The following is a 21,982-nucleotide window of genomic DNA, read 5'->3' as shown; positions in this document are numbered from 1 at the left end:
GGACCGGCGGTCCGAGGACCGCTTCTGGGCCGGGGTGCCATGCTCGTGGCAAGACGCAGTGATTAAGTGTCCCCCACGCAGCAGTGTGATCGCGAAAGGGGCTGGTCAGCCGTGCTTGAGCCGAAAGTGTGGCAGCTCACGACGGGTTCCGTGGTGGCCGGCCTGGCGCTCGTGGCGGTCGCGGTGGCCGTGGCCGGCCCCTGGGACTCCGGTCAGCGTAAGGCCGAGCGGGAGTGGGCAGCCGCCCAGGGCCGTACGGGTGGCACACATCACGACCCGACCGCTCCCCGTACGCCCTCGCCCGCCCCCAGCGCGCCCGATGTGCTCTCCGTGCTCACCGCCCCGGACGCGGATCCGGCGGATCTGTCGGCGGGGCTCGGGAAGACGCTCGGGCCGCTGCTGGACGACGAGGCCCTGGGCCCGTCGCGTACGGCCTCGGTCGTCGACGCCACCACCGGCGAGCCGCTGTACGGGAGGGGCGCGAACACCCCGATGACCCCGGCCTCCACCATCAAGATCGCGACCATGACCGCCGCGCTCTCCGCGCTCGGTCCCGCCCATCGCATCGCCACCACGGTCACGGCCACCCCGGACGCGAGGACGCTCACCCTCGTCGGCGGCGGGGACGCCACCCTCGACCGTGACGGACTGCGCGACCTGGCCGAGGACACCACCCGCGCGCTGCGCGACCGCGGGGTCACGAAGGTCGCGCTGCGCTACGACGCGTCCCTCTACTCGGGTCCCCGGGCCCACCCCATCGGCCCCAACGACAACATCGCCCCCGTCGACGCGCTGATGGCCGGGCAGGGGCGGCTCGACAAGTCCGCCGGCGGGCCCGCGCCGCGCAGCGGCGATCCGGCGGGCGACGCCGCCGATCTCTTCGCCCAGCTCCTGCGTGAGGAGGGGGTCCGCACCACCGCGGCCCCCACCGCGGTCAAGTCCGCCAAGCCCGCCAAGCCCGCGAAGTCGGTCAAGCCCGCCAAGCCCGGCACGGACGCCAAGGACGCCAAGCCCGGCACGGACGGCAAGGGCGCCAAGGACACGGTGGTCGCCAGGACCTACTCCCAGCCGCTCTCCGCGCTGGTCGAACGCGCGCTGACCGAGAGCGACAACGACATCGCGGAGTCCCTGGCCCGTCAGACCGCGCTCGCCGCGGGCCGCCCCGCGAGCTTCGAGGGCGCCGGACAGGCCGTCCACGCCCAGCTCGAAAAGCTCGAACTGCCCCTCACCGGGGCCCGCTTCGCCGACGGCAGCGGTCTGAACCGCAAGGACAGGGCCAGCGCCGCGCTGCTCACCGCCCTGCTGGCCCGCGCGGCGGACCCGGCCCACCCCGAGCTGCGTCCCGTTCTCACCGGACTGCCCGTCGCCCGGTTCAGCGGCACCCTCAGAAGCCGGTACCAGGACGCCGCGCCCGCCGCCGGACTGGTCCGGGCCAAGACCGGCACGCTCACCGGGGTGAACACCCTGGCGGGCACGGTCGTCGACGCCAGGGGCCGGCTGCTGGCCTTCGCGTTCATGGCGGGCTCCACCCCCGAGCCCGCAGGAGCGCAGACGGCCCTGGACAGGCTCTCGGCCGCCCTGGTCCGCTGAGAGCCCTCCATCCCGCCCCCTCGTCCCGCCCCGTACGCCCCTCCGACGGCCCAATGGGCTCCCTGGCCTCCGTCACGGCCGGTCTCCGGGCAGGGTCTCCGGGCAGGTCTCCCGCTCTGATTCCGGGGCCTCCGCGATCCCGTAGGGGACGGTATGAGGGAAGATCCGGGCCACGGACACCTCACCGCTCCGCGGGCCGAGCACGTACGGTTGACGCATGACGAGCATCGGTGGTGCCGAGATGGTCGACTGGAATCTCGCGGTGGCGACGGCGACCCGCCTCGTACGGCCGGGGCCCGAGGTGACCCGGGACGAGGCGCGTGAGATCGTCGCCGAACTGCGCAGGCATGCCAAGGCCTCGGAGGAGCATGTCCGCGCGTACACACGGATGATCCCCGACGGCCACGAACCACCGGACACCCCGGTCCTGGTCGTGGACCGGGCCGGCTGGGTGAAGGCCAACGTCGCGGGGTTCCGCGAGCTGCTCAAGCCCCTGTTCGACAAGATGCTGGAGCGCCGCGCCAGCACCCCCGGCGGCGCCGTGCTCGGCGCGGTCGGCGGCAAGGTGACCGGTGTCGAGCTGGGCATGCTGCTGTCGTTCATGGCCTCCCGGGTGCTCGGCCAGTACGAGACGTTCGCCCCCGCCACCCGTGATCTCCCGGCGGGCGAGCACAGCGCGGGACGGCTGCTGCTCGTCGCCCCCAACATCGTCCATGTCGAGCGTGAACTGGACGTCGATCCGCACGACTTCCGGCTCTGGGTGGCGCTCCACGAGGAGACCCACCGTACGCAGTTCACCGGTGTGCCCTGGCTGCGGGACCATCTCCAGGGTGAGATCCAGTCCTTCCTGGACGAGACCGAGGTCGACCCGATGACCGTGCTGGAGCGGCTGCGCGAGGCCGCCCAGTCGCTCGCGGGCGGCCGTCCCGAGGGCGAGGAGGACGAGCACGGCAGAAGCATCGTCGAGCTGGTCCAGACACCGGGACAGCGCGAGATCCTCAGCAGGCTGACCGCCGTGATGTCCCTGCTCGAAGGCCACGCCGACTATGTGATGGACGGCGTCGGCCCCGATGTCGTGGCCTCCGTCGCCGAGATCCGGGAGAAGTTCCAGCAGCGCAGGGCCCGTGGCGCCAGCCGGCTCGACCAGGCGCTGCGCAAGCTGCTCGGCCTCGACGCCAAGCTGCGCCAGTACCGGGACGGCGAACGGTTCGTACGGTCCGTCGTCGAGGAGGTCGGCATGACCGGCTTCAACCGGGTCTGGACCTCACCGAACACGCTCCCGACCAAGGCGGAGATCGCCAGTCCGGCGGACTGGATCGCGCGGGTGCACCGCAGGCCGGATTCCTGAGCCCGATCCGGCTCCCGGCAGAAGAACGCCACATGTATCACCCATCCGAGGGACCGTGAGTGAGGGATAGGCGTGCAATGCTCGGGTAATGGCTCGGTTCTGTCACCATCGACGCACTCTGAGTGACGCTCTCCGTCCGTACACCGACCGAGGCACCCCCCAAATAACATCACGAAGGGCACCGGATATGGGTCCCCATCCTGCGGTCGCGGCGATACGCCTGGCGGTCCGCCGCGTACTCCACGACGTCCTGACCGATCGCGCGGAAAATCCCCCCACCACCCCCCGCTCCGCCGCCACGCCCACCAGCGGCGGGCGGCCGCTCGTGCTGGTCGCCTGCTCCGGCGGTGCCGACTCCATGGCGCTCGCGTCCGCCCTCGCCTTCGAAGCCCCCAAGCTCTCCGTCCGGGCCGGTGCCGTCACCGTCGACCACGGTCTCCAGGCCGGCTCCGATCTGCGCGCCGCCGAGGTCGTGGCCCGTCTCGGCGCCATGCGGCTCGATCCCGTCGAGTCCGTCGCCGTCACCGTGGGCCGCGAGGGCGGTCCCGAGGCCGCCGCGCGCGACGCGCGCTACGCCGCCCTGGACGCCGCGGCCGAGCGCCATGGCGCCGCCGCCGTCCTCCTCGGCCACACCCGCGACGATCAGGCCGAGACCGTGCTGCTGGGCCTCGCCCGCGGCTCGGGCACCCGGTCCCTGTCCGGCATGGCGGCCGTCTCCGGGACGGCCGGCCGCTACCGGCGTCCCTTCCTCCAGCTCGACCGCCAGACCGCCCGCAAGGCCTGTCTGGTGCAGTCGATCCCGGTCTGGGACGACCCGCACAACAGCGATCCCGCCTACACCCGTTCACGGCTGCGCCACGAAGGCCTGCCCGCGCTGGAGAAATGCCTCGGCAAGGGCGTCGTCGAGGCCCTTGCGCGTACGGCGCAGCTCTCCCGCGACGACGCCGACGCCCTCGACGCCTGGGCCGCCGACGCGGACCGCGCCGTACGGGACGAGGCGGGGCTGCTGGATTGCGCCAAGTTGTACGCGCTGCCCCCCGCCGTCCGCCGCCGTGTGCTGCGCCGGGCGGTCATCGCCGCGGGCGCCCCCGCCGGATCGCTGTTCGCCCGTCACATCGAAGAGGTCGACCGCCTGATCACGGGCTGGCGCGGCCAGGGAGCCATCAACCTGCCCGGCCGCGTGGAGGCCAGGAGGCAGGGTGGCAGACTGGTCGTCCGGCAGGGCTGAAGCGCGGAAGCACTACGGCTGTGTCTCCCGGGGCGCGAGTCCCGGACCCCCGGCCGACAACGAAAGTGATACGGGTGGACGACAAGGACATGGGCAACGACCTCCAGTCGGTGCTCATCACCAAGAAAGAGATCGACGCGAAGCTGGCCGAACTGGCCGCGCGGATCGACGCGGAGTACGCGGGCAAGGATCTGCTTCTCGTCGGGGTCCTCAAGGGCGCCGTCATGGTCATGGCGGATCTGGCGCGCGCGCTGTCCACCCCTGTGACGATGGACTGGATGGCCGTCTCCTCGTACGGAGCCGGCACCCAGTCCTCCGGTGTGGTCCGGATCCTCAAGGACCTGGACACCGACATCAAGGGCAAGCACGTCCTGATCGTCGAGGACATCATCGACTCGGGTCTGACGCTGTCGTGGCTGCTCTCCAACCTCGGTTCACGGGAGCCCGCCTCGCTGGAGGTGTGCACCCTGCTCCGCAAACCGGACGCCGCGAAGGTCGCGATCGATGTGAAATGGATCGGCTTCGACATTCCCAATGAGTTTGTCGTCGGATATGGCCTGGATTATGCGGAGAAGTACCGCAACATGCCTTTTGTCGGCACACTCGCACCGCACGTCTACGGCGGCTAGACCACATCTGGATCCCGTCCGGCGCGGAAAGGCTCCGTAGCCGCCGGGAACCCCAGCGCTTGTCGCGCCGTTGGAGCATGGGAAGACGGGTTTGTCAGCCGTCCCGTGCCATCGCGGGCCACAATGCTGGGGTACCGTCCGAAGAACAGTCTTTTCTCACAGCAGCATTTACCTACGGGCAGGAGGGACGGGGCGACTTCGCTCCGTATGGATGGACGTGAAGCGATACTTCCGTGGGCCGGTCATGTGGATCGTGCTGGCCGTCCTCGCCGTGGTCGTGTTGATGCAGGTCGTCGGCTCGTCGGGCGGCTACAAGACGGTGGACACCGGTGAGGTTGTCCAGGCGATCGACAAGAACCAGGCCGAGCAGGTCAAACTGACCACCGGCGACGAACAGATCATCAAGGTCGACCTCAAGAACGGTGTGAAGGTCAAGGGCAGCGACAAGATCCAGGCCAGCTATATCGGCAGCCAGGGATCCGCGCTGGCGGGCACACTTCAGACCAAGTTCCAGAACGGCGACATCAGCAAGGGCTATACGGTCTCGCCCTCGAAGCAGAGCCCGTTCGTCTCGGTGCTGCTGTCTCTGCTGCCCTTCGTCCTGATCGTCGTGGTCTTCCTGTTCCTGATGAATCAGATGCAGGGCGGCGGCTCCCGGGTCATGCAGTTCGGGAAGTCCAAGGCCAAGCTCATCACCAAGGACACCCCCAAGACGACCTTCGCCGATGTGGCGGGATCCGACGAGGCGGTCGAGGAGCTCCACGAGATCAAGGAGTTCCTCCAGGAGCCGGCGAAGTTCCAGGCGGTCGGCGCCAAGATCCCGAAGGGTGTGCTGCTCTACGGCCCGCCCGGTACGGGCAAGACACTGCTCGCCCGCGCGGTCGCGGGTGAGGCCGGTGTGCCGTTCTACTCGATCTCCGGTTCCGACTTCGTCGAGATGTTCGTCGGCGTCGGTGCCTCCCGGGTGCGCGACCTCTTCGAGCAGGCCAAGGCGAACGCCCCGGCGATCGTCTTCGTCGACGAGATCGACGCCGTCGGCCGGCACCGCGGCGCGGGACTGGGCGGCGGACACGACGAGCGCGAGCAGACCCTGAACCAGCTCCTCGTCGAGATGGACGGCTTCGACGTGAAGGGCGGCGTCATCCTGATCGCCGCCACGAACCGGCCCGACATCCTCGACCCGGCGCTGCTGCGCCCCGGCCGTTTCGACCGGCAGATCGCCGTCGACCGCCCGGACATGCAGGGCCGGCTGGAGATCCTCAAGGTCCACCAGAAGGGCAAGCCGGTCGCACCGGACGTCGATCTGGGCGCGGTCGCCCGTCGTACGCCCGGCTTCACCGGCGCGGATCTGGCGAACGTGCTGAACGAAGCGGCGCTCCTGACGGCGCGCAGCGACAAGAAGCTCGTCGACAACCACGCTCTGGACGAGGCGATCGACCGCGTCGTGGCGGGCCCGCAGAAGCGGACCCGGATCATGTCCGAGAAGGAGAAGAAGATCACCGCGTACCACGAGGGCGGACACGCCCTGGTCGCCGCGGCGTCTCCCAACTCCGACCCGGTGCACAAGATCACGATCCTGTCCCGCGGCCGGGCCCTGGGCTACACCATGGTCCTGCCCGACGAGGACAAGTACTCGACCACGCGCAACGAGATGCTCGACCAGCTCGCCTACATGCTGGGCGGGCGCGCGGCCGAGGAACTGGTCTTCCACGACCCGACCACCGGCGCGGCCAATGACATCGAGAAGGCCACCGCCACGGCCCGTGCGATGGTCACGCAGTACGGCATGACCGAGCGGCTCGGCGCGATCAAGTTCGGCGGCGACAACACGGAGCCGTTCCTCGGCCGGGAGATGGCGCATCAGCGCGACTACTCGGAAGAGGTCGCGGCGCTGGTCGACGAGGAGGTCAAGAAGCTCATCGAGACCGCGCACAACGAGGCCTGGGAGATCCTCGTCGAGAACCGTGACGTTCTCGACAATCTGGTTCTGGCGCTCCTGGAGAAGGAGACGCTCAACAAGGACCAGATCGCCGAGGTCTTCGCGACCGTCGTCAAGCGTCCGGCCCGCCCGGCATGGACCGGCTCCTCGCGTCGTACACCCTCGACGCGGCCGCCGGTGCTCTCGCCGAAGGAGCTGGCGCTGACCAATGGCGCGGCCGGTGCGAACGGCGGAATGCCCGCCGGGACCAATGGCGACACCTCCACCGAGGCCCTCCCCGAGGAGCGCCCCGAGAGCTGACCCCGGACGCCTCCACCGGCCCGGAATGGATGCCGCGCCCCCCAGGTTTTAGCCTGTGGGAGCGCGGCATTCTTATGCGCGCCCACAAGGACGGCACAGGAACGAGGCACACATGACCGACCCGGTGACGCTGGAGGGCGAGAGCCCCGTACGCGAATTCGACGAGAAGCGGGCCGAGAATGCGGTGCGCGAGCTGCTGATCGCGGTGGGGGAGGACCCGGACCGTGAGGGACTGCGCGCGACCCCGGGCCGGGTGGCACGCGCGTACAAGGAGATATTCGCCGGGCTCTGGCAGACCCCCGAGGATGTACTGACGACGACGTTCGATCTCGGCCACGACGAGATGGTGCTCGTGAAGGACATCGAGGTGATGTCTTCCTGTGAACATCACCTTGTCCCCTTTGTCGGTGTCGCCCATGTCGGCTATATCCCGTCGGCCGACGGGAAGATCACGGGCCTGTCGAAGCTGGCGAGACTGGTGGATGTCTATGCCCGCCGGCCGCAGGTCCAGGAGCGGCTGACGACGCAGATCGCGGACTCGCTGATGAAGATCCTGGATCCGCGCGGGGTGATCGTGGTCATCGAGTGCGAGCACATGTGCATGACCATGCGCGGGGTGCGCAAGCCCGGCGCCAAGACGATCACTTCGGCGGTCCGCGGCCAGTTGCGCGTTCCCGCGACCCGGGCGGAGGCCATGAGCCTGATCATGGCTCGCTGACCCGGCTCACCGGCCGGTCTTCTCGGCCGCCGGGCGCGGGACGCCGGCGGACACCCGATGGCCGGCGGACACCCGATGAGGGTGGATCAGACCGGACCCGCCGGCGCCGTGCCGTGTTTGTCGTGGTCGTCGTCCTCCGGGCCTTCGGGGAGTTTGCAGACGCGCTCCAGGAAGAAGGCCGCGATGATCACCGCGAGGCCCGCCAGTACGGAGAAGCCGGCGTAGAAGGCCTGGTCGCGGCGGGAGGGGATGTCGAGATGGCTGAGCAGATAGACGCCCGTACCGCCGTAGATCCCGGAGACCAGGGCCGCCACCAGGGCGCTGGCCTGGCCGAAGACCACCGCGCGGGCCGCCATCAGAGGGTCGACGCCCTTGGCGTCCGGGCGCCGCTCGCGCTGGGCGCGTAGCCGGGAGCGCAGGGAGAGCGCGGTCGCCGTGAGCACGACGGCGATCACGGCGAGGACGATGGGTGCCGCGAGCGGCACGCTCGGCAGGGTGCCGAGCGAGTCCCAGAGGCGGGCTCCGGCCCAGGAGAGCACACCGGCCACCACGAACAGGCCGGCCAGGACGCCGATCCGCAACTGCTTCACCGAGAGAGCCGCCCTTCGCCTTGCCGTACCGACCCGCTGAGCCTAACGACTACTCGGGCAGGCGGAGTTCCAGATCGTCCCGGGGGCGCACACCGCCGTAACCGATCGACGAGAGCAGCTCGGCGACAGCGCCATGGCCGGGTACCTGTGCCTCCGGCTCCACGTCGTGCCAGGGGGCGAGGACGAAGGCCCGTTCATGGGCCCGGGGGTGGGGAAGGGTGAGCTGCGGATCGTCCGAGACGACGTCCGCGTACGCGAGGATGTCCACATCGATGGTGCGCGGCCCCCACCGCTCGTCGCGTACCCGGTCGAAGGCCTCTTCGATGGCCTGGCCGCGCTCCAGCAGGGAGGACGGCGGCAGAGTCGTTCTGATCACGACCACCGCGTTGAAGTACGCGGGCTGGGAGCCCGGTTCGACCCCCCACGGTTCGGTCTCGTAGACCGGGGAGACCGCCTTGACCCGCAGTCCTGGGGTGTCCTCCAGCGCGTCGATGGCGCCCTGGAGCGTCTCCAGCCGGTTGCCGAGATTGGAACCGAGGGAGACCACGGCCCGTTTCGGATTGGAGAGGGTGGTGTCCGCCGCGTCCACCCGCGCGACCACGGAGGCGGGTACCGGCTGCGCGGTCGGGTCGCTCTGCGACCCACTGGCTGAGAACAGGGTCATACTCGGCTCCGGGTGATGGTGATGGTCACATCGTCGAAGGGGACGGTGATCGGGGCGTCGGGCTTGTGGACGACCACCTCGACCTCCTGGACGCCGTCGTGCTTGAGGCACCGCTGGGCGATGCGCTCGGCGAGGGTCTCGATCAGAGCGACCGGCTCTCCCCGGACGATCTCCACGACCTCCTCGGCCACGATTCCGTAGTGCACGGTCTTCGCCAGGTCGTCGTCGGCGGCCGCGGGACGGGTGTCGAGGCCGAGCACCAGATCCACGATGAAGGTCTGCCCCTCTTCGCGCTCCCGGGGGAAGACGCCATGGTGCCCACGGGCCCTGAGGCCGCGCAGCGCGACACGATCCACGCGAATCACTCCTGCTGTCGTTGGTCTCGGGCACCTGTCCGGTCAAGGGCGGCACCGTGCCCTCGTTTGAATCTACCCGCGAGCGCCGACACCGTTCCCCCGCGGGGGACGGGCGGTGTGTCACACGGCCCGTGGTCACCCCTGTCCACCAGCACTGTCCACCACCCCCGTCCACCGCTCCCGGCGTCCGTTCACGAGGGCCGCCTACCCACTTACGCGGGTGTCTCGTCCTCCGGTTCGTCATCGGTTTCGGTCAGAACGGGTGAACCGTGGTGCGACCAGATCTTCCAGCCCTCGGGCGTACGCCGGAACACATTGGTGGCGACGACGAGCTGGCCGACGAGCGGTCCCAGCTCACCGCTCTCCTCGGCGGGGCCGCCGCTGAGGATGTTCTCGGTGCAGGTCACCAGGGCGGTGTCGGCGGCGACGGAGACCGTGACATCGGTGAGGAAGAACTGGATGTACTCGGTGTTCGCCATGATCAGGGCGTACGAGCGCAGTACGTCGCCGCGGCCGGTGAGGACCGGCCAGCCCGGGTGGACACAGGAGATCTCGTCGTCCGCGCCGCCGTCCAGCCAGAGCCCGGACAGCGAATCGAGGTCGCCGCGCTCCATGGCCTCGTAGAAGGTCGTGTTCGCCTGCTCGACCTGCTCGTTGTCCGTGAGGGCGGTCACGCGGCGCCCTCGACCGCGCGGGCCATGCGGACCGCGTCGGCCGTCGCCCGTACCTCATGGACCCGGACCGCCCAGGCGCCCTGGTGTGCGGCGATGGCGGATACGGCCGCGGTGGCCGCGTCGCGTTCACGGGCGGGTGGCGGGGCGCCTTCGCCGCCGGCGAGGACATGGCCGAGGAACCGCTTGCGGGAGGCGGCGACCAGCAGGGGGCGGCCCAGGGAGCGCAGCTCGGGAAGATGGGCGAGGAGTGCCAGATCGTGTTCGGCCCGCTTGGCGAAGCCGAGCCCGGGGTCGATGACGAGGTACTCGGGGCCGATACCGCCGGCGATCACCGCGTCCATCCGCGCGCGCAGCTCGGTGACGACGTCCGCGACGACGTCCGTATAGACGGCGCGGCTGTTCATGTCCTGGCTGAAGCCGCGCCAGTGCATCACCACGAAGGGCACCCGGGCGGCGGCGACGGCGGGCACCATGGCCGGGTCGGCGAGCCCGCCGCTGACGTCGTTGACGAGGGCGGCGCCGGCCGCGACGGCCTGTTCGGCGACGGAGGCGCGCATGGTGTCGACGGAGACGGTGACGCCTTCGGCCGCCAGGCCGCGTACGACCGGTACGACGCGCCTGAGCTCCTCGTCCTCGTCGACCCGCGTGGCGCCGGGCCGGGTCGACTCACCGCCGACGTCGATCAGATCGGCGCCCTCGGCGACCAGGTCGAGGCCGTGCTTGACGGCGGTGGTGGTGTCGAACCAGCGTCCGCCGTCGGAGAAGGAGTCGGGTGTCACATTGACGACCCCCATGACCGCGCAGCGGTCCCACTCCGGCAGACCCTCGACGGTGCCCCGTCCACGCAACGTACTCATATGCCCACCCTAGGCCCTGTCCCGTCAGGAGCCCGGGGGATCTTCCCGGGCCCGGCTCGGAAGGGCGTACGGCGAGGGGCCGGGCGGGGGTGCCGGACGCGTGCCTGTCGTGTCGTGCGTCCGGGCGGGGTGAAATCCGGCGGAGCGGACGGCCCGTCAGCCGATTGGCGGGTATCCATGGGGTGTGCCGCGGCCGAGTCGGAACCGATTCCGATTTATCCCCATCTAGCGTCGCAGACATCTCTTCCCGTGGCTCCGCGAGAGAGTGTGGTGTCCGTGTTCGCCCCATCTGTGCGGCATCGGATATTTCGCGACCTCCAGGACGGAGCTCTCGGGGGGAAGGGTTCCTCCGCGTTCCGGAAAATCTCACGGGAGAAAGCTCGGTGGTCATGGGTCTTACCAGCCGTAAAGTCCTCGCCCTGGCCGTCCTGCTGGCCGTGCTGCTGTTCTTCGCCACGGTCTGGCTGTGGCCGCGGCTGTCGGCGCGTACGCCGCGTGCCGTGTTCGGCCGAGTGGGTCTGCTGTTCGCCACTCAGGTGAGCCTCTTCATGGCCGTCGCCCTGGTGGCGAACCAGTACTTCCTCTTCTACGGTTCCTGGCGGGACCTCTTCGGCCAGGAGCAGGAGCTGGGGGCGGTCGTCGGCCGGGCGGGCAACGGCAAGAACATCACGGTCATGGACACCCAGCGGTCACCCGTGCCGGGCAGCAAGCAGCCCACGGTGGCCGGCCAGATCCAGAAGATCGCCATCGGCGGCCCGAGGTCGGGGATCGACAGCACCGCGTATGTCTATCTGCCGCCCGAGTACTTCCAGCATCACTTCTCGCGGCTGTCCTTCCCCGCCACGGTGGTGCTCACCGGCTATCCCGGGGTGGCGGAGAATCTGATCAAGGGCCTGAACTATCCGAGGACCGCCTGGGAGCTGGCCAGGAAGGGCAAGATGCAGCCGATGGTCCTGGTGATGCTGCGGCCCACCGTGTCGCCGCCGAGGGACACCGAGTGCGTGGACGTGCCCCGCGGTCCGCAGACCGAGACCTTCTTCGCCAGGGACCTGCCGCTGGCGGTGTCACGGACGTACCGCGTCAAGAGCGAGCCGCGCAACTGGGGCATCATCGGCAACTCCACCGGTGGCTACTGCGCGCTGAAGATCGCTCTGCACCATCCCGAGCGGTATTCGGTGGGCGCGGGGCTCTCCGCGGACTACAAGGCGGCCGAGGACCCGACGACCGGTGATCTCTTCCACGGCGACCAGCGGCTGAGGAACCGGGCCGATCTGCTCTGGAGCCTGGAGCATCTTCCGCAGGGCAATTCGTCCCTGCTCGTCACCAGTTCCAGGAAGGGCGAGCGCAATCTCCGGGCCACCCGGGAGTTCATCAGCAAGGTCAGACCGCCCGCGCAGGTGTCGTCGATCATCCTCGACAGCGGCGCGCACAACTTCAACACCTGGCGCAGGGAGATCCCGTCGGCGCTGGAGTGGATGAGCGGCCGGCTCAGCGCTGACTGAGGCTGATCGTCTCCAGCTCCACCTCGGTACGGGGGATGTCCTGCGCGTCCGCGTCGATGGAGCGGCGCAGCGCCTCGTGCAGCCGCGCGGGGGTGAGGACCCCCAGGAACCGTCCCGTCTCCTCCTTGTCGATGACCGCGATCCAGCCGGCGTCGTGCTGGAGCATCGTGGCGAACGCCTGCTTGAGCGAGGCGCCGAGGGGCAGCCAGGCGTCCATCCGGCGGGCGTGTTCCCGTACGGTCCCGGCGGTCGAGGCGCCGGTCCGGTCGGTGGAGATCCAGCCGTGCAGATTGTCCTGGGAGTCCAGGACGACGGCCCAGCGCGCGCCCTCCTCGGCGAGCTTCGCCGCCGCGCGTTCGAGCGGGTCGTCGAGATGGAGGACGGGCGGCTGTTCCAGATCGCCCTCCTCGATGGGGGTGACGGAGAGCCGCTTGAGGCCGCGGTCGGCGCCGACGAAGTCCGCGACATACGGGGTGGCGGGGGTGCCGAGCACCGCGGCGGGGGCGTCGAACTGTTCGATCCTGCCCTGTCCGTAGACGGCGATACGGTCGCCGAGACGGACGGCCTCCTCGATGTCGTGCGTGACGAACAGCACAGTCTTGCGGACGGCTGCCTGGAGCTTGAGGAACTCGCTCTGGAGATGGTCGCGTACGACGGGGTCGACCGCGCCGAACGGTTCGTCCATCAGCAGGACGGGCGGGTCGGCGGCCAGGGCGCGGGCGACTCCGACGCGCTGGCGCTGGCCGCCGGAGAGCTGCTCGGGGTAGCGGTCGCCGTAGACGGACGGGTCGAGGCCGACCAGATCGAGGAGCTCGGCGGCACGGCTGCGGCCCTTGGCGCGCTGCCAGCCGAGGAGATGCGGAACGGTCGCGGTGTTCTCCAGGACCGTCTTGTGCGGGAAGAGGCCGACCTGCTGGATGACATAGCCGATACGGCGCCTGAGCTGGACCGGGTCGATGGCTGATATGTCGTCCCCGTCGAGGAAGATCCGCCCCTCGGTCGGCTCGATGAGCCGGTTGACCATTTTCATGGTGGTGGTCTTGCCGCAGCCGGAAGGTCCGACGAGCGTGATCAGTTCGCCCTGGGAGACCTCGAAGGAGAGGTCGTCGACGGCGGTCGTACCGTCCGCGTACCGCTTGGTGACGTGCTCGAATCGGATCATGGTTCCCCATTGTGCGGCGTGTTGTGTGAAGGCCATGTTGCTGGAATGTGGCGGGCTTCCGCGAATGTCAGTGGTCGGGGATAAGGTCGCCGGACAGTAGGAACCAGCCATACGTTCGGACAGACGGGGGAGGTGGAACGCGTGAAGACACAGAGCTGCCTGGCGGCGAACGACTGGATCTGCGGCGAATATCTCCGCTCCCGCAGCCAGGAGCTGATCGATGCCACGGTCCAGCATGTGTGGATCACCGCCGTCTCCGTCGTGATCGGAGTGCTGGTGGCCTTTCCCCTGGCACTGCTCGCGCGGAGCAGGCCCTCTTTCGCGGGACCGGTGCTGGGGCTGACGACACTGCTCTACACGATTCCCTCGCTGGCGATGTTCTCGCTGCTGCTTCCGGTCTTCGGGCTCTCCGCCGGCCTGGTGATCACGGGGTTGGTTCTCTATTCACTGACCATTCTTGTGCGGAACATCATGGCGGGGCTGGATTCGGTGCCCGAAGAGGCACGGGAGGCGGCCCGCGGGATGGGGTACGGACCGGCGCGGATGCTCTGGGAGGTCGAGCTCCCGCTGGCGCTGCCGGCCCTGATGGCGGGTCTCCGGATAGCCACGGTGTCGACGATCGCGCTGACCACGGTCGGTTCGATCGTCGGCAGGGGCGGTCTGGGCAATCTGATCGAGGACGCGCTGTCGAGCTTCTTCAAGGCCCAGGTGCTGGCGGCCTCCGTGCTCTGTGTGCTGCTGGCGGTCGTGGCGGATCTGCTGCTGCTCGGGGCGCAGCGGCTGCTGACGCCCTGGACCCGGATACGGACGACGCGTACGGCGGGTCCTTCGGACGGGCCGGGCCCGGCCCGCCCTGAGAGCGCCGGGGCGGATGCCGCGGGCGCGGGCGACCCGGTCAAGGCGGTGGGCTGACATGGGTGTTCTGGGAGACGCCTGGAGCTGGCTGACGACCGGCGCGCACTGGGAGGGCGACAGCGGTGTGTGGCACCGGCTGACGGAGCACATCTATGTCAGCGGGGTCTCGCTGGCGCTGGCCTGCGCGATAGCCCTGCCCCTGGCGCTGTATCTGGGGCACATCGGCAAGGGCGGCGCGCTCGCGATCAATATCTCCAATGTGGGCCGGGCGATCCCCGTCTTCGCCGTGCTCGCCCTGTTCATGGTCTCGCCGCTGCGCAACGCGGGCTCGGTGCCCACGGTCATCGCCCTGGTGCTCTTCGCCGTGCCGCCTCTGCTGACCAACGCCTATGTCGGTATGCGGGAGGTGGACAGCGCGGTCGTCGAGGCCGCCCGGGGGATGGGCATGTCCGGGCGCCAGCTCTTCGCCCGGGTCGAGCTGCCCCTCGCGTACCCGCTGATCATGACCGGTCTGCGGTCCGCCGCCGTCCAGGTGGTGGCCACCGCCACCATCGCGGCGATGGTCGGTCAGGGCGGGCTCGGCCGGATCATCACCGCCGGCTTCAACACGTACAACACCCCGCAGGTGGTCGCGGGCGCACTCCTCGTCGCGCTGCTCGCTCTGCTCGTCGAAGGAGTGCTGGTGGCACTGGACCGGGTCATCGACCCGGCTCCGTCCGTCGCCACCGGACCCTCAGTGCCGGCCGGGTCCTCCGGACCCTCCGGACCGTCCCGATCCTCCGGTGACAGGACCCCGTCCCGCACGACCGCGTGACGACCGACCCAAAGGCTTCTTGGAGATGGTGAACCTCATGAGCAAGACCTCGCGCATCGCGGGTGCGGTACTGGGCGCGGTGGCTCTGACCACGTCGCTCGCCGCATGCGGCGGCGACAGCCTGGAGAACGGCAAGGCGGACTCCGGCTCCACGGCCGGCTCCGGCTCCGCGAAGAAGGGCTCGCTCGTCATAGGCGCGGCGGCCTTCACGGAGTCCAAGGTGCTGGCGGAGCTGTACGCCCAGATCCTGGGCGACGCCGGCTACTCGACCTCCGTGACCACGGTGGAGAACCGTGAGCTGTACGAACCGTCCCTGGAGAAGGGCGAGATCGATGTCGTACCGGAATACGCGGCGACGATCACGGAATTCCTCAACGCCAAGGTGAACGGCGCCGACGCGGCACTGGCGAAGCCGCTCGCGTCCAGCGACGCGGACGCCACCGTCGCCGAGCTGAAGAAGCTCGCCGAGCCGCTCGGACTGAAGGTGCTGCCGGTCGGCCAGGCCGTCGACCAGAATGCCTTCGCGGTCACCAAGGAATTCGCCGAGAAGAACAGCCTCAAGACCCTTTCCGATCTTGGAAAGTCCAAGATCAAAGTAAAGATCGCGGCGGGTGACGAGTGCGAGGTGCGGCCGTTCTGCGCGCCGGGCCTGAAGAAGACGTACGGCATCGATGTCGCGGGGATCGACCCCAAGGGCGTCGGCACTCCGCAGTCCAAGCAGGCCGTCAAGGACGGTGTGGACCAGGTGGTTCTCAGCTCCACCACCGACGGCACGCTCGACAGCTTCGGACTGGTCGTCCTGGAGGACGACAAGAAGCTCCAGAACGCCGACAACGTACTGCCGGTGGTCAATGCCAAGGACGCGGGTTCCCAGGAGATAGCCGATGTCCTGAGCAAGCTGACCGCCGCGCTGACGACCGACGATCTCGCGCAGTTGAACCTCAAGGTCGATGCCGAGCGCGCCAAGCCGGAGGATGTCGCGAAGGAGTATCTGGAGTCCAAAGGTCTGGTCAAGAAGTAGCCGCCGAACGGCGGCCGCGAGGCCGCCGGAAGGTAAGTGACGGCAGGCAAAACGGAGTTCTGTAGAGGAAAGAGGGGAAAGGGATCGGCACCCCGGGTAAACGGGGTGGGACCGATTGTTCGACCGGCCCCCCAATCCGTCTCCGCACACGGTAAATTTCAGGCCATGCCACGTGGACGCCACCGCCATTCCCCACCTCTCCACAAGCTTCTGCCGCCGTCGGCGGTCGCCGGAGCCGCGGTTCTCTGCGCCGCGGGCACCTGGCTCTTCACCGAGCCCGTGGTGCTCCGCGGTCTGGTCGCGGCCACGGCGGCCGCGGCCGTCAGCGGCGCGGTCCTGATGCGTGCCTGGGACCGCTCCGCCGGCCGCCGGGTCGCCGAGCTGACCCGCGCGCGGGAGAGCGATCAGTGGCGGACCGAGGAGCGCACGGCCGAGCTGGAGGCCGATGTCGAGGAGGCGCGCGAGCTGCGCCTCAAGCTGGAGGCCAAGCTGCGCTCCAAGAGGGTCGAGCTGGCCAAGCTGCGCGGTGAGCACGCGGCGCTGCTGCGCCGGTACGCCACGGCGGAGACCGAGCGCGCCACCGCGCTGGAAGGGCGGCGTCAGCTCGCCATCGAGGCCGCGGTCGTGCCCAAGGCCCTGCCGGCGGCGGGCGGTACGCCCGTCGCGGGGGTGTATCTCAGCGCGGCGCGGGCCCTGGACGAGCTGTCGCGCAACGGCGCGGCCCAGCGGGCGAGGCGTGAGGCCGACGCGGCGGCGGCCCACGAGCGTGAGTCCGTGGAGCGCGCCGCGGCGCGGGCGGTCGAGCAGGCCATGGAGCCGGAGTCGGCGGAGTCGCGGCGGAATCAGGTACCGGAGGCCGGGGCCGAGCAGCACGGCCGCTCGGCGTCCACGCTTCCCGCCACCCGGACGGCGACCCCGTCCGCGATCGTTCCGTACTCCCCGCAGCGCGGCCCGGTGCGCCGGCCCGAGGGCGGTTTCGACTTCTTCGGTACGCAGGCCGGGCACGGACATGGGCACACGCAGGCCGCGCCGGGTGCCCGGGGCGGGCAGGAAGGCGGCCAGCACAAGAAGACGGCGGACCCGGCGGGCGACGCGGAGTCCACGGGCGAGGCCGACGGCGAAGGGCCCGCACCGGCCGCCGAGTTGGCGCGTACGGAGACGACGGAGTCCGTGGCGGCCGAGGATCTCGCCGACGTGGTGGGCGAGGAGGCCCTCGCCGAGCGGCGCGGGTCCGAGGAGCGCGCGGTCGGCCAGGTCATCGATCTGACCGAGCACGACGAGACCGAGCCGCTCGAACTCGGCTCGCTGCGCAACGCGGTCAGCTCCTGACCACGACTTCTGACCACGGCTCTTGACCAAGGCTCCTGGCCACGACGGACACGCGGTGAGGCGCGGGCGTGAGCGCCCGCCTCCCGTTCCCGCCCGGCGGCGGCTACTTGTCGATGTCGCCGACGACGAAGAAGAGCGACCCCAGGATCGCCACCATGTCGGCGACCTGCGTCCCGGGCAGCAGTTCGGTCAGCGCTTGGATGTTGTTGAACGACGCCGAGCGGAGTTTGAGCCGGTACGGAGTCTTCTCGCCCTTGGACACCAGGTAGTAGCCGTTGATCCCGAGCGGGTTCTCGGTCCAGGCGTAGGTGTGCCCCTCGGGCGCCTTGAGCACCTTGGGCAGCCGCTGGTTGATCGGCCCCGGCGGCAGCTCCGCGATCCGGTCCAGACAGGCGTCCGCCAGGGCCAGCGCGTTGTGCGTCTGCTCCAGCAGGCATTCGAACCGGGCCAGACAGTCGCCGTCCTCGCGGGTGACGACCGTGAGCGTGTCCTGGAGTTCGCCGTACGCGAGATACGGCTCGTCCCTGCGCAGATCGAAGTCGACCCCCGAGGCCCGCGCGATCGGCCCGGACACCCCGTACGCGTGGACCGCCTCCCGTGACAGCACCCCGATACCGTGGGTACGGCCCCGGAAGATCTCGTTGCCGAGGACCAGCCGGTCGTACACGTCCATCCGCGAGCGGACCTCGGCGACCGCGTGCCTGGCCCGTCCCAGCCAGCCCGCGGGGAGATCCTCCTTGAGCCCGCCGACCCGGTTGAACATGTAGTGCATCCGGCCGCCGGAGATCTCCTCCATCACGGCCTGGAGCTCCTCGCGCTCCCGGAACGCGTAGAACACCGGGGTGATACCGCCCAGTTCGAGGGGGTACGAGCCGATGAACATCAGATGGTTCAGTACGCGGTTCAGCTCGGCCAGCAGGGTCCTGGTCCAGACGGCGCGCTCGGGCACCTCCATGCCGAGCATCCGCTCGACGGCCATCACCACGCCCAGCTCGTTGGAGAACGCCGAGAGCCAGTCGTGGCGGTTGGCGAGCACCACGATCTGCCGGTAGTCACGCGCCTCGAAGAGCTTCTCCGCGCCCCGGTGCATATAGCCGATGACCGGCTCCGCGCTGCGGATCACCTCTCCGTCGAGCACCAGACGGAGGCGGAGCACACCGTGTGTCGAGGGGTGCTGCGGCCCGATGTTGAGCACCATGTCGGTGCTCTCCGCGGCGCCGCCGATGCCGACCGTCGTCCGGGTGGTCTCCGTCATGGGCGACAGTCTCTCAGACGGTCTCCCATGGGGTCGGCGCGCGGCGGCGACCCGGAGGCACCGAGGGCCTCTCGTTTGGATCAGGCTGGGCTCGCCCAAACGAAAGACCCTGGATCGGGCGGTTCCACGCCGACGGGCTGTATCAGCCAGCCGAAGTCCCCGAGATCGCCGCGCGCCGTCAGCTCCGCCGCCTCCCCGGCCGCCGCCAGCGCCCGTACGTATCCGGCCGGATCGGTGGCGGCCAGCGACAGCGGCGGCCGGGCGCCGCTCACCCCGAGGCCCCGCAGCGCCTCGCGCTGGCCGAGCAGCACGGCGCCGGGCAGCCCGCAGGCGTCGAGCGCCACATGGGCGGTGAGATCGCAGCTCCCGTCCGGTACGGGGGGCACCTCACGGCCCGCGCGGAAACCGGTCAGCGTACCGAAGGGCGGCCGGGCGTCCCGTACATGCGCGTAGTCGACGGCGACCGCGAGCCCCCGCTCCAGCGTGGCGACCGCCGCCGCCCAGGCCTCGTCGCGCGGCCGGCCGATCTCGGCCCGGCTGCCGGGCCCGGCCGACGGCCACCAGCGGGCCAGCCACTCCGCGTCCGGACCCGTGACCGGCTCGCCCGGCTCCTCGGTACCGTCCGGTCGCACCAGGACGTACCGTACGGTCCCGTCGTCACCGGTCTCCGCGATGTCGACGGGGACGTTGTCCAGCCACTCGTTCGCGAAGACCAGCCCGCTCACCCCGGCCGGCGGCTCGTCGCACCACTCGATACGCGGATCCAGGCCCGCGGGGCGCGGGGCGCGCTCGACGGCGTACGGCCGTACGGCGAGCCCGGCGGGGAGCGCGGCCAGGATTCCGGTCAGCAGCTCGCCGCGGCCCGCGCCGATGTCGACGAGCGCCACGTCCTTCGTACCCAGCCGCTCGGCGGTCGCCGTGAGCAGCCGGGCGACGGCGGCGGCGAAGAGCGGGGAGGCGTGCACCGAGGTACGGAAGTGCCCCGCCGGTCCCTCCGGCCGCAGATAGAAGCCGCCGGGGCCGTACAGCGCGTCCTCGGCGGCCATGCGCCAGCGCCGCGCGCGGGGCCCGTACCGTATGCCCCGAACCCCCCGCGACTTACACGTCTCATCCGTCACGGAGCCAAGTCTCCACCTTGGGGAGTACGCTTCCGCCGACCGGATCGACCCTCCGGTTGACCCGTCCGCCGTTTCCGCTTACCTACGCTGGGTTACGTGCAGCGCTTCTACGACTTTCTCCGCAGACACCCGACGGGCGTCGACAGCTTCTGGGCTGTCCTGCTCTTCGGGTTCTCTCTGTTGTGGGTGGTGCAGCAGGTCGTGGGTGTGGGGCCCCGTCTGGTGGCCATCGTGGTGGTCGCGCTGCTGAGCCTGTCCGTGGCGCTGCGCCGCCGCGCACCCGAGAAGACGCTGGTGCTCGTACTGGGCCTGGGGGTCGCCCAGATCGCGCTGGACGTGGAGGTCAACCCGGCCGATTTCGGGATGCTGGTGGTGATCTACACCGTCTCGGCCCAGGGCGGCCCGCGCTGGGCCTCCCAGCTCGCGCTGACCGGCGGACTGCTCGCCGCGCCGATCTCCCAGGTGCGCTGGCCCGAGGACGGAACGAGCACCGCGGGCCGGGTGGTCGTGGCCATCATCATGAGCGTGCCCTTCGCCCTGGCCTGGGTGCTGGGAGATTCCGCCCGTACCCGCCGCGCCTACTTCGACCAGTTGGAGGAGCGCGCCACCCGGCTGGAGAAGGAGCGCGAGGCGCAGGCGAAGGTGGCGGTGGCCGCCGAGCGCGCCCGTATCGCCCGTGAGCTGCACGATGTCGTCGCGCACAATGTCTCGGTGATGGTCGTTCAGGCGGACGGCGCGGCCTATGTGCTGGACGCCGCGCCCGACCAGGCCAAGGAGGCCCTGGAGACCATTTCGAGCACCGGCCGGCAGGCGCTGGCCGAGATGCGCAGACTGCTCGGCGTGCTGCGCACCGGCGACACCAAGGAGGGCGGCGAGTACGTACCGCAGCCCGATGTCGGCCAGATAGAGGATCTGGTCGAGAAGGTGCGGGGCGCGGGCCTCAGCGTGGACTTCAAGATCGAGGGCACTCCGCGGCCGCTGCCCAGCGGGGTGGAGCTGACCGCGTACCGCATCGTGCAGGAGGCCCTCACCAACAGCCGCAAGCACGGCGGACCCGATGTCGGCGCCAGTGTGCGGCTGGTCTACTTCGACGACGGGCTCGGACTGCTCGTCGAGGACGACGGCCGGGGCGCGGCGCACGAGGTGTACGAGGACGGCGGGGCCGACGGGCGCGGTCACGGGCTGATCGGGATGCGGGAGCGGGTCGGGATGGTGGGCGGCACGCTCGACGCCGGACCGCGTCCGGGCGGCGGCTTCCGGATCAGCGCGCTGCTCCCGCTGAAGCCGGCGCACTGATTCCCCCTACCGGACAAGGAACCCCGAGATGTCGATCCGCGTGATGCTCGTCGACGACCAGGTGCTGCTGCGCACCGGTTTCCGTATGGTGCTGGCCGCGCAGCCGGACATGGAGGTCGTCGCGGAGGCGGGCGACGGCGCGGAGGCGATCGAGAATCTCCGCGCCACCACCGTGGACGTCGTGCTGATGGACGTCCGGATGCCCCGGCTCGACGGTGTCGAGGCGACCCGCCGTATCTGCGCTCAACCGGGCGCGCCGAAGGTGCTCATCCTGACCACCTTCGACCTGGACGAGTACGCCTTCTCCGGGCTCAAGGCCGGGGCCAGCGGCTTCATGCTGAAGGATGTGCCGCCCGGCGAACTGCTGAGCGCGATCCGCTCGGTGCACAGCGGTGACGCGGTGGTCGCCCCGTCCACCACACGGCGGCTGCTCGACCGCTTCTCACCGATGCTGCCGACGAGCACCAAGCCGCGGCACAAGGAGCTGGAACGGCTCACCGGCCGCGAGCGCGAGGTGATGCTGCTGGTGGCGCAGGGTCTGTCGAACGGGGAGATCGCGGGGCGGCTGGTGCTCTCCGAGGCGACCGTGAAGACCCATGTCGGCAGGATCCTCACCAAGCTGGGGCTGCGGGACCGGGTGCAGGTGGTGGTACTGGCCTACGAAACGGGCCTGGTCCGTGCGGGGTCGCCTCCAAGCTAGGGGGCCGCGCTTCTGGGGCCCGTTTCGGCGGGGGCCG

Annotated in this window: 21 protein-coding genes; 13 read left to right on the top strand and 8 right to left on the bottom strand. The window is 70.1% G+C overall.

All coding sequences use genetic code 11. The features are described from left to right. The first annotated feature begins 111 nt into the window (after positions 1-111). The 6 genes from dacB to folE all read left to right on the top strand — a co-directional run bounded on the left by dacB (position 112) and on the right by folE (position 7,752). Positions 112-1,590 (top strand): D-alanyl-D-alanine carboxypeptidase/D-alanyl-D-alanine-endopeptidase, encoded by a 1,479-nt coding sequence (gene dacB, locus OG214_RS17105; RefSeq protein WP_405985197.1) that lies wholly within the window; start codon positions 112-114, stop codon positions 1,588-1,590. A 217-nt stretch (positions 1,591-1,807) separates the two neighbouring features. Then, positions 1,808-2,938: a zinc-dependent metalloprotease gene (locus tag OG214_RS17100; protein ID WP_405985196.1), complete on the top strand. Its 1,131-nt coding sequence runs from the start codon at positions 1,808-1,810 to the stop codon at positions 2,936-2,938. Between the two features lie 187 nt (positions 2,939-3,125). After that, complete coding sequence (tilS, locus tag OG214_RS17095; protein WP_363081701.1) at positions 3,126-4,166, top strand: tRNA lysidine(34) synthetase TilS; 1,041 nt, start codon at positions 3,126-3,128, stop codon at positions 4,164-4,166. Positions 4,167-4,255: 89 nt separating this feature from the next. Further along, positions 4,256-4,795, top strand: coding sequence for a hypoxanthine phosphoribosyltransferase (hpt, locus tag OG214_RS17090; protein WP_363081705.1), 540 nt, complete (start codon positions 4,256-4,258; stop codon positions 4,793-4,795). Between the two features lie 211 nt (positions 4,796-5,006). Then, on the top strand, positions 5,007-7,034 hold the full coding sequence (gene ftsH / locus OG214_RS17085) for an ATP-dependent zinc metalloprotease FtsH (RefSeq protein WP_363081700.1): 2,028 nt from the start codon (positions 5,007-5,009) through the stop codon (positions 7,032-7,034). Positions 7,035-7,146: 112 nt separating this feature from the next. Then, positions 7,147-7,752 (top strand): GTP cyclohydrolase I FolE, encoded by a 606-nt coding sequence (gene folE / locus OG214_RS17080; protein ID WP_363081699.1) that lies wholly within the window; start codon positions 7,147-7,149, stop codon positions 7,750-7,752. Between the two features lie 86 nt (positions 7,753-7,838). On the opposite strand, the gene OG214_RS17075 is transcribed toward folE, so the two are convergent. The 5 genes from OG214_RS17075 to folP form a co-directional block, all read right to left on the bottom strand. Further along, complete coding sequence (locus OG214_RS17075) at positions 7,839-8,342, bottom strand: DUF3180 domain-containing protein (protein ID WP_363081698.1); 504 nt, start codon at positions 8,340-8,342, stop codon at positions 7,839-7,841. Between the two features lie 49 nt (positions 8,343-8,391). Beyond that, positions 8,392-9,006 carry a 2-amino-4-hydroxy-6-hydroxymethyldihydropteridine diphosphokinase gene (folK, locus tag OG214_RS17070; RefSeq protein WP_363081697.1) on the bottom strand — a complete coding sequence of 205 codons (615 nt, stop codon included), beginning with the start codon at positions 9,004-9,006 and terminating at the stop codon, positions 8,392-8,394. Next, on the bottom strand, positions 9,003-9,362 hold the full coding sequence (gene folB, locus OG214_RS17065) for a dihydroneopterin aldolase (protein ID WP_382863125.1): 360 nt from the start codon (positions 9,360-9,362) through the stop codon (positions 9,003-9,005). Before folB ends, folK begins: the two co-directional genes overlap by 4 nt. Positions 9,363-9,574: 212 nt before the next feature. After that, on the bottom strand, positions 9,575-10,036 hold the full coding sequence (locus OG214_RS17060) for a nuclear transport factor 2 family protein (protein ID WP_363081695.1): 462 nt from the start codon (positions 10,034-10,036) through the stop codon (positions 9,575-9,577). Continuing rightward, complete coding sequence (folP, locus tag OG214_RS17055) at positions 10,033-10,893, bottom strand: dihydropteroate synthase (RefSeq protein WP_405985195.1); 861 nt, start codon at positions 10,891-10,893, stop codon at positions 10,033-10,035. The genes OG214_RS17060 and folP overlap by 4 nt, the downstream gene beginning before the upstream one ends. Before the next feature lie 389 nt (positions 10,894-11,282). Between folP and OG214_RS17050 the strand changes: the two genes are divergently transcribed. After that, complete coding sequence (locus OG214_RS17050) at positions 11,283-12,395, top strand: alpha/beta hydrolase-fold protein (RefSeq protein WP_363081693.1); 1,113 nt, start codon at positions 11,283-11,285, stop codon at positions 12,393-12,395. On the opposite strand, the gene OG214_RS17045 is transcribed toward OG214_RS17050, so the two are convergent. Continuing rightward, complete coding sequence (locus OG214_RS17045; RefSeq protein ID WP_363081692.1) at positions 12,382-13,557, bottom strand: betaine/proline/choline family ABC transporter ATP-binding protein; 1,176 nt, start codon at positions 13,555-13,557, stop codon at positions 12,382-12,384. The genes OG214_RS17050 and OG214_RS17045 overlap by 14 nt on opposite strands. Positions 13,558-13,698: 141 nt before the next feature. Between OG214_RS17045 and OG214_RS17040 the strand changes: the two genes are divergently transcribed. The 4 genes from OG214_RS17040 (at position 13,699) to OG214_RS17025 (ending at position 17,576) form a co-directional block, all read left to right on the top strand. Continuing rightward, positions 13,699-14,469, top strand: coding sequence for an ABC transporter permease (locus tag OG214_RS17040; protein WP_405985194.1), 771 nt, complete (start codon positions 13,699-13,701; stop codon positions 14,467-14,469). A 1-nt stretch (position 14,470) separates the two neighbouring features. Then, a complete protein-coding gene (locus OG214_RS17035) occupies positions 14,471-15,226 on the top strand; it encodes an ABC transporter permease (protein ID WP_383034390.1) in 756 nt (251 codons plus the stop codon). Between the two features lie 37 nt (positions 15,227-15,263). After that, on the top strand, positions 15,264-16,247 hold the full coding sequence (locus tag OG214_RS17030) for an ABC transporter substrate-binding protein (RefSeq protein ID WP_363081689.1): 984 nt from the start codon (positions 15,264-15,266) through the stop codon (positions 16,245-16,247). Between the two features lie 165 nt (positions 16,248-16,412). Next, on the top strand, positions 16,413-17,576 hold the full coding sequence (locus OG214_RS17025) for a hypothetical protein (protein WP_363081688.1): 1,164 nt from the start codon (positions 16,413-16,415) through the stop codon (positions 17,574-17,576). Positions 17,577-17,679: 103 nt separating this feature from the next. Here OG214_RS17025 and OG214_RS17020 read toward each other — a convergent pair whose 3' ends face one another. Further along, positions 17,680-18,831, bottom strand: coding sequence for an NADH-quinone oxidoreductase subunit D (locus OG214_RS17020; RefSeq protein WP_382863107.1), 1,152 nt, complete (start codon positions 18,829-18,831; stop codon positions 17,680-17,682). 80 nt (positions 18,832-18,911) lie between these two features. After that, positions 18,912-19,877: an SAM-dependent methyltransferase gene (locus OG214_RS17015; protein WP_405985193.1), complete on the bottom strand. Its 966-nt coding sequence runs from the start codon at positions 19,875-19,877 to the stop codon at positions 18,912-18,914. Between the two features lie 168 nt (positions 19,878-20,045). Between OG214_RS17015 and OG214_RS17010 the strand changes: the two genes are divergently transcribed. Both OG214_RS17010 and OG214_RS17005 read left to right on the top strand, forming a co-directional pair. After that, entirely contained in the window at positions 20,046-21,245 is a 1,200-nt protein-coding gene (locus tag OG214_RS17010) for a sensor histidine kinase (protein WP_363081685.1), read from the top strand. A gap of 28 nt (positions 21,246-21,273) precedes the next feature. Next, on the top strand, positions 21,274-21,945 hold the full coding sequence (locus tag OG214_RS17005; protein ID WP_382863101.1) for a response regulator: 672 nt from the start codon (positions 21,274-21,276) through the stop codon (positions 21,943-21,945). The last annotated feature ends 37 nt before the right edge of the window (positions 21,946-21,982 follow it).

The organism is Streptomyces sp. NBC_00872 (assembly GCF_045161915.1).
Classification (GTDB): Bacteria; Actinomycetota; Actinomycetes; order Streptomycetales; family Streptomycetaceae; genus Streptomyces.
The sequence above is the reverse complement of the archived record's forward strand: the minus strand, read 5'-3'. Positions and strand labels throughout refer to the sequence as shown.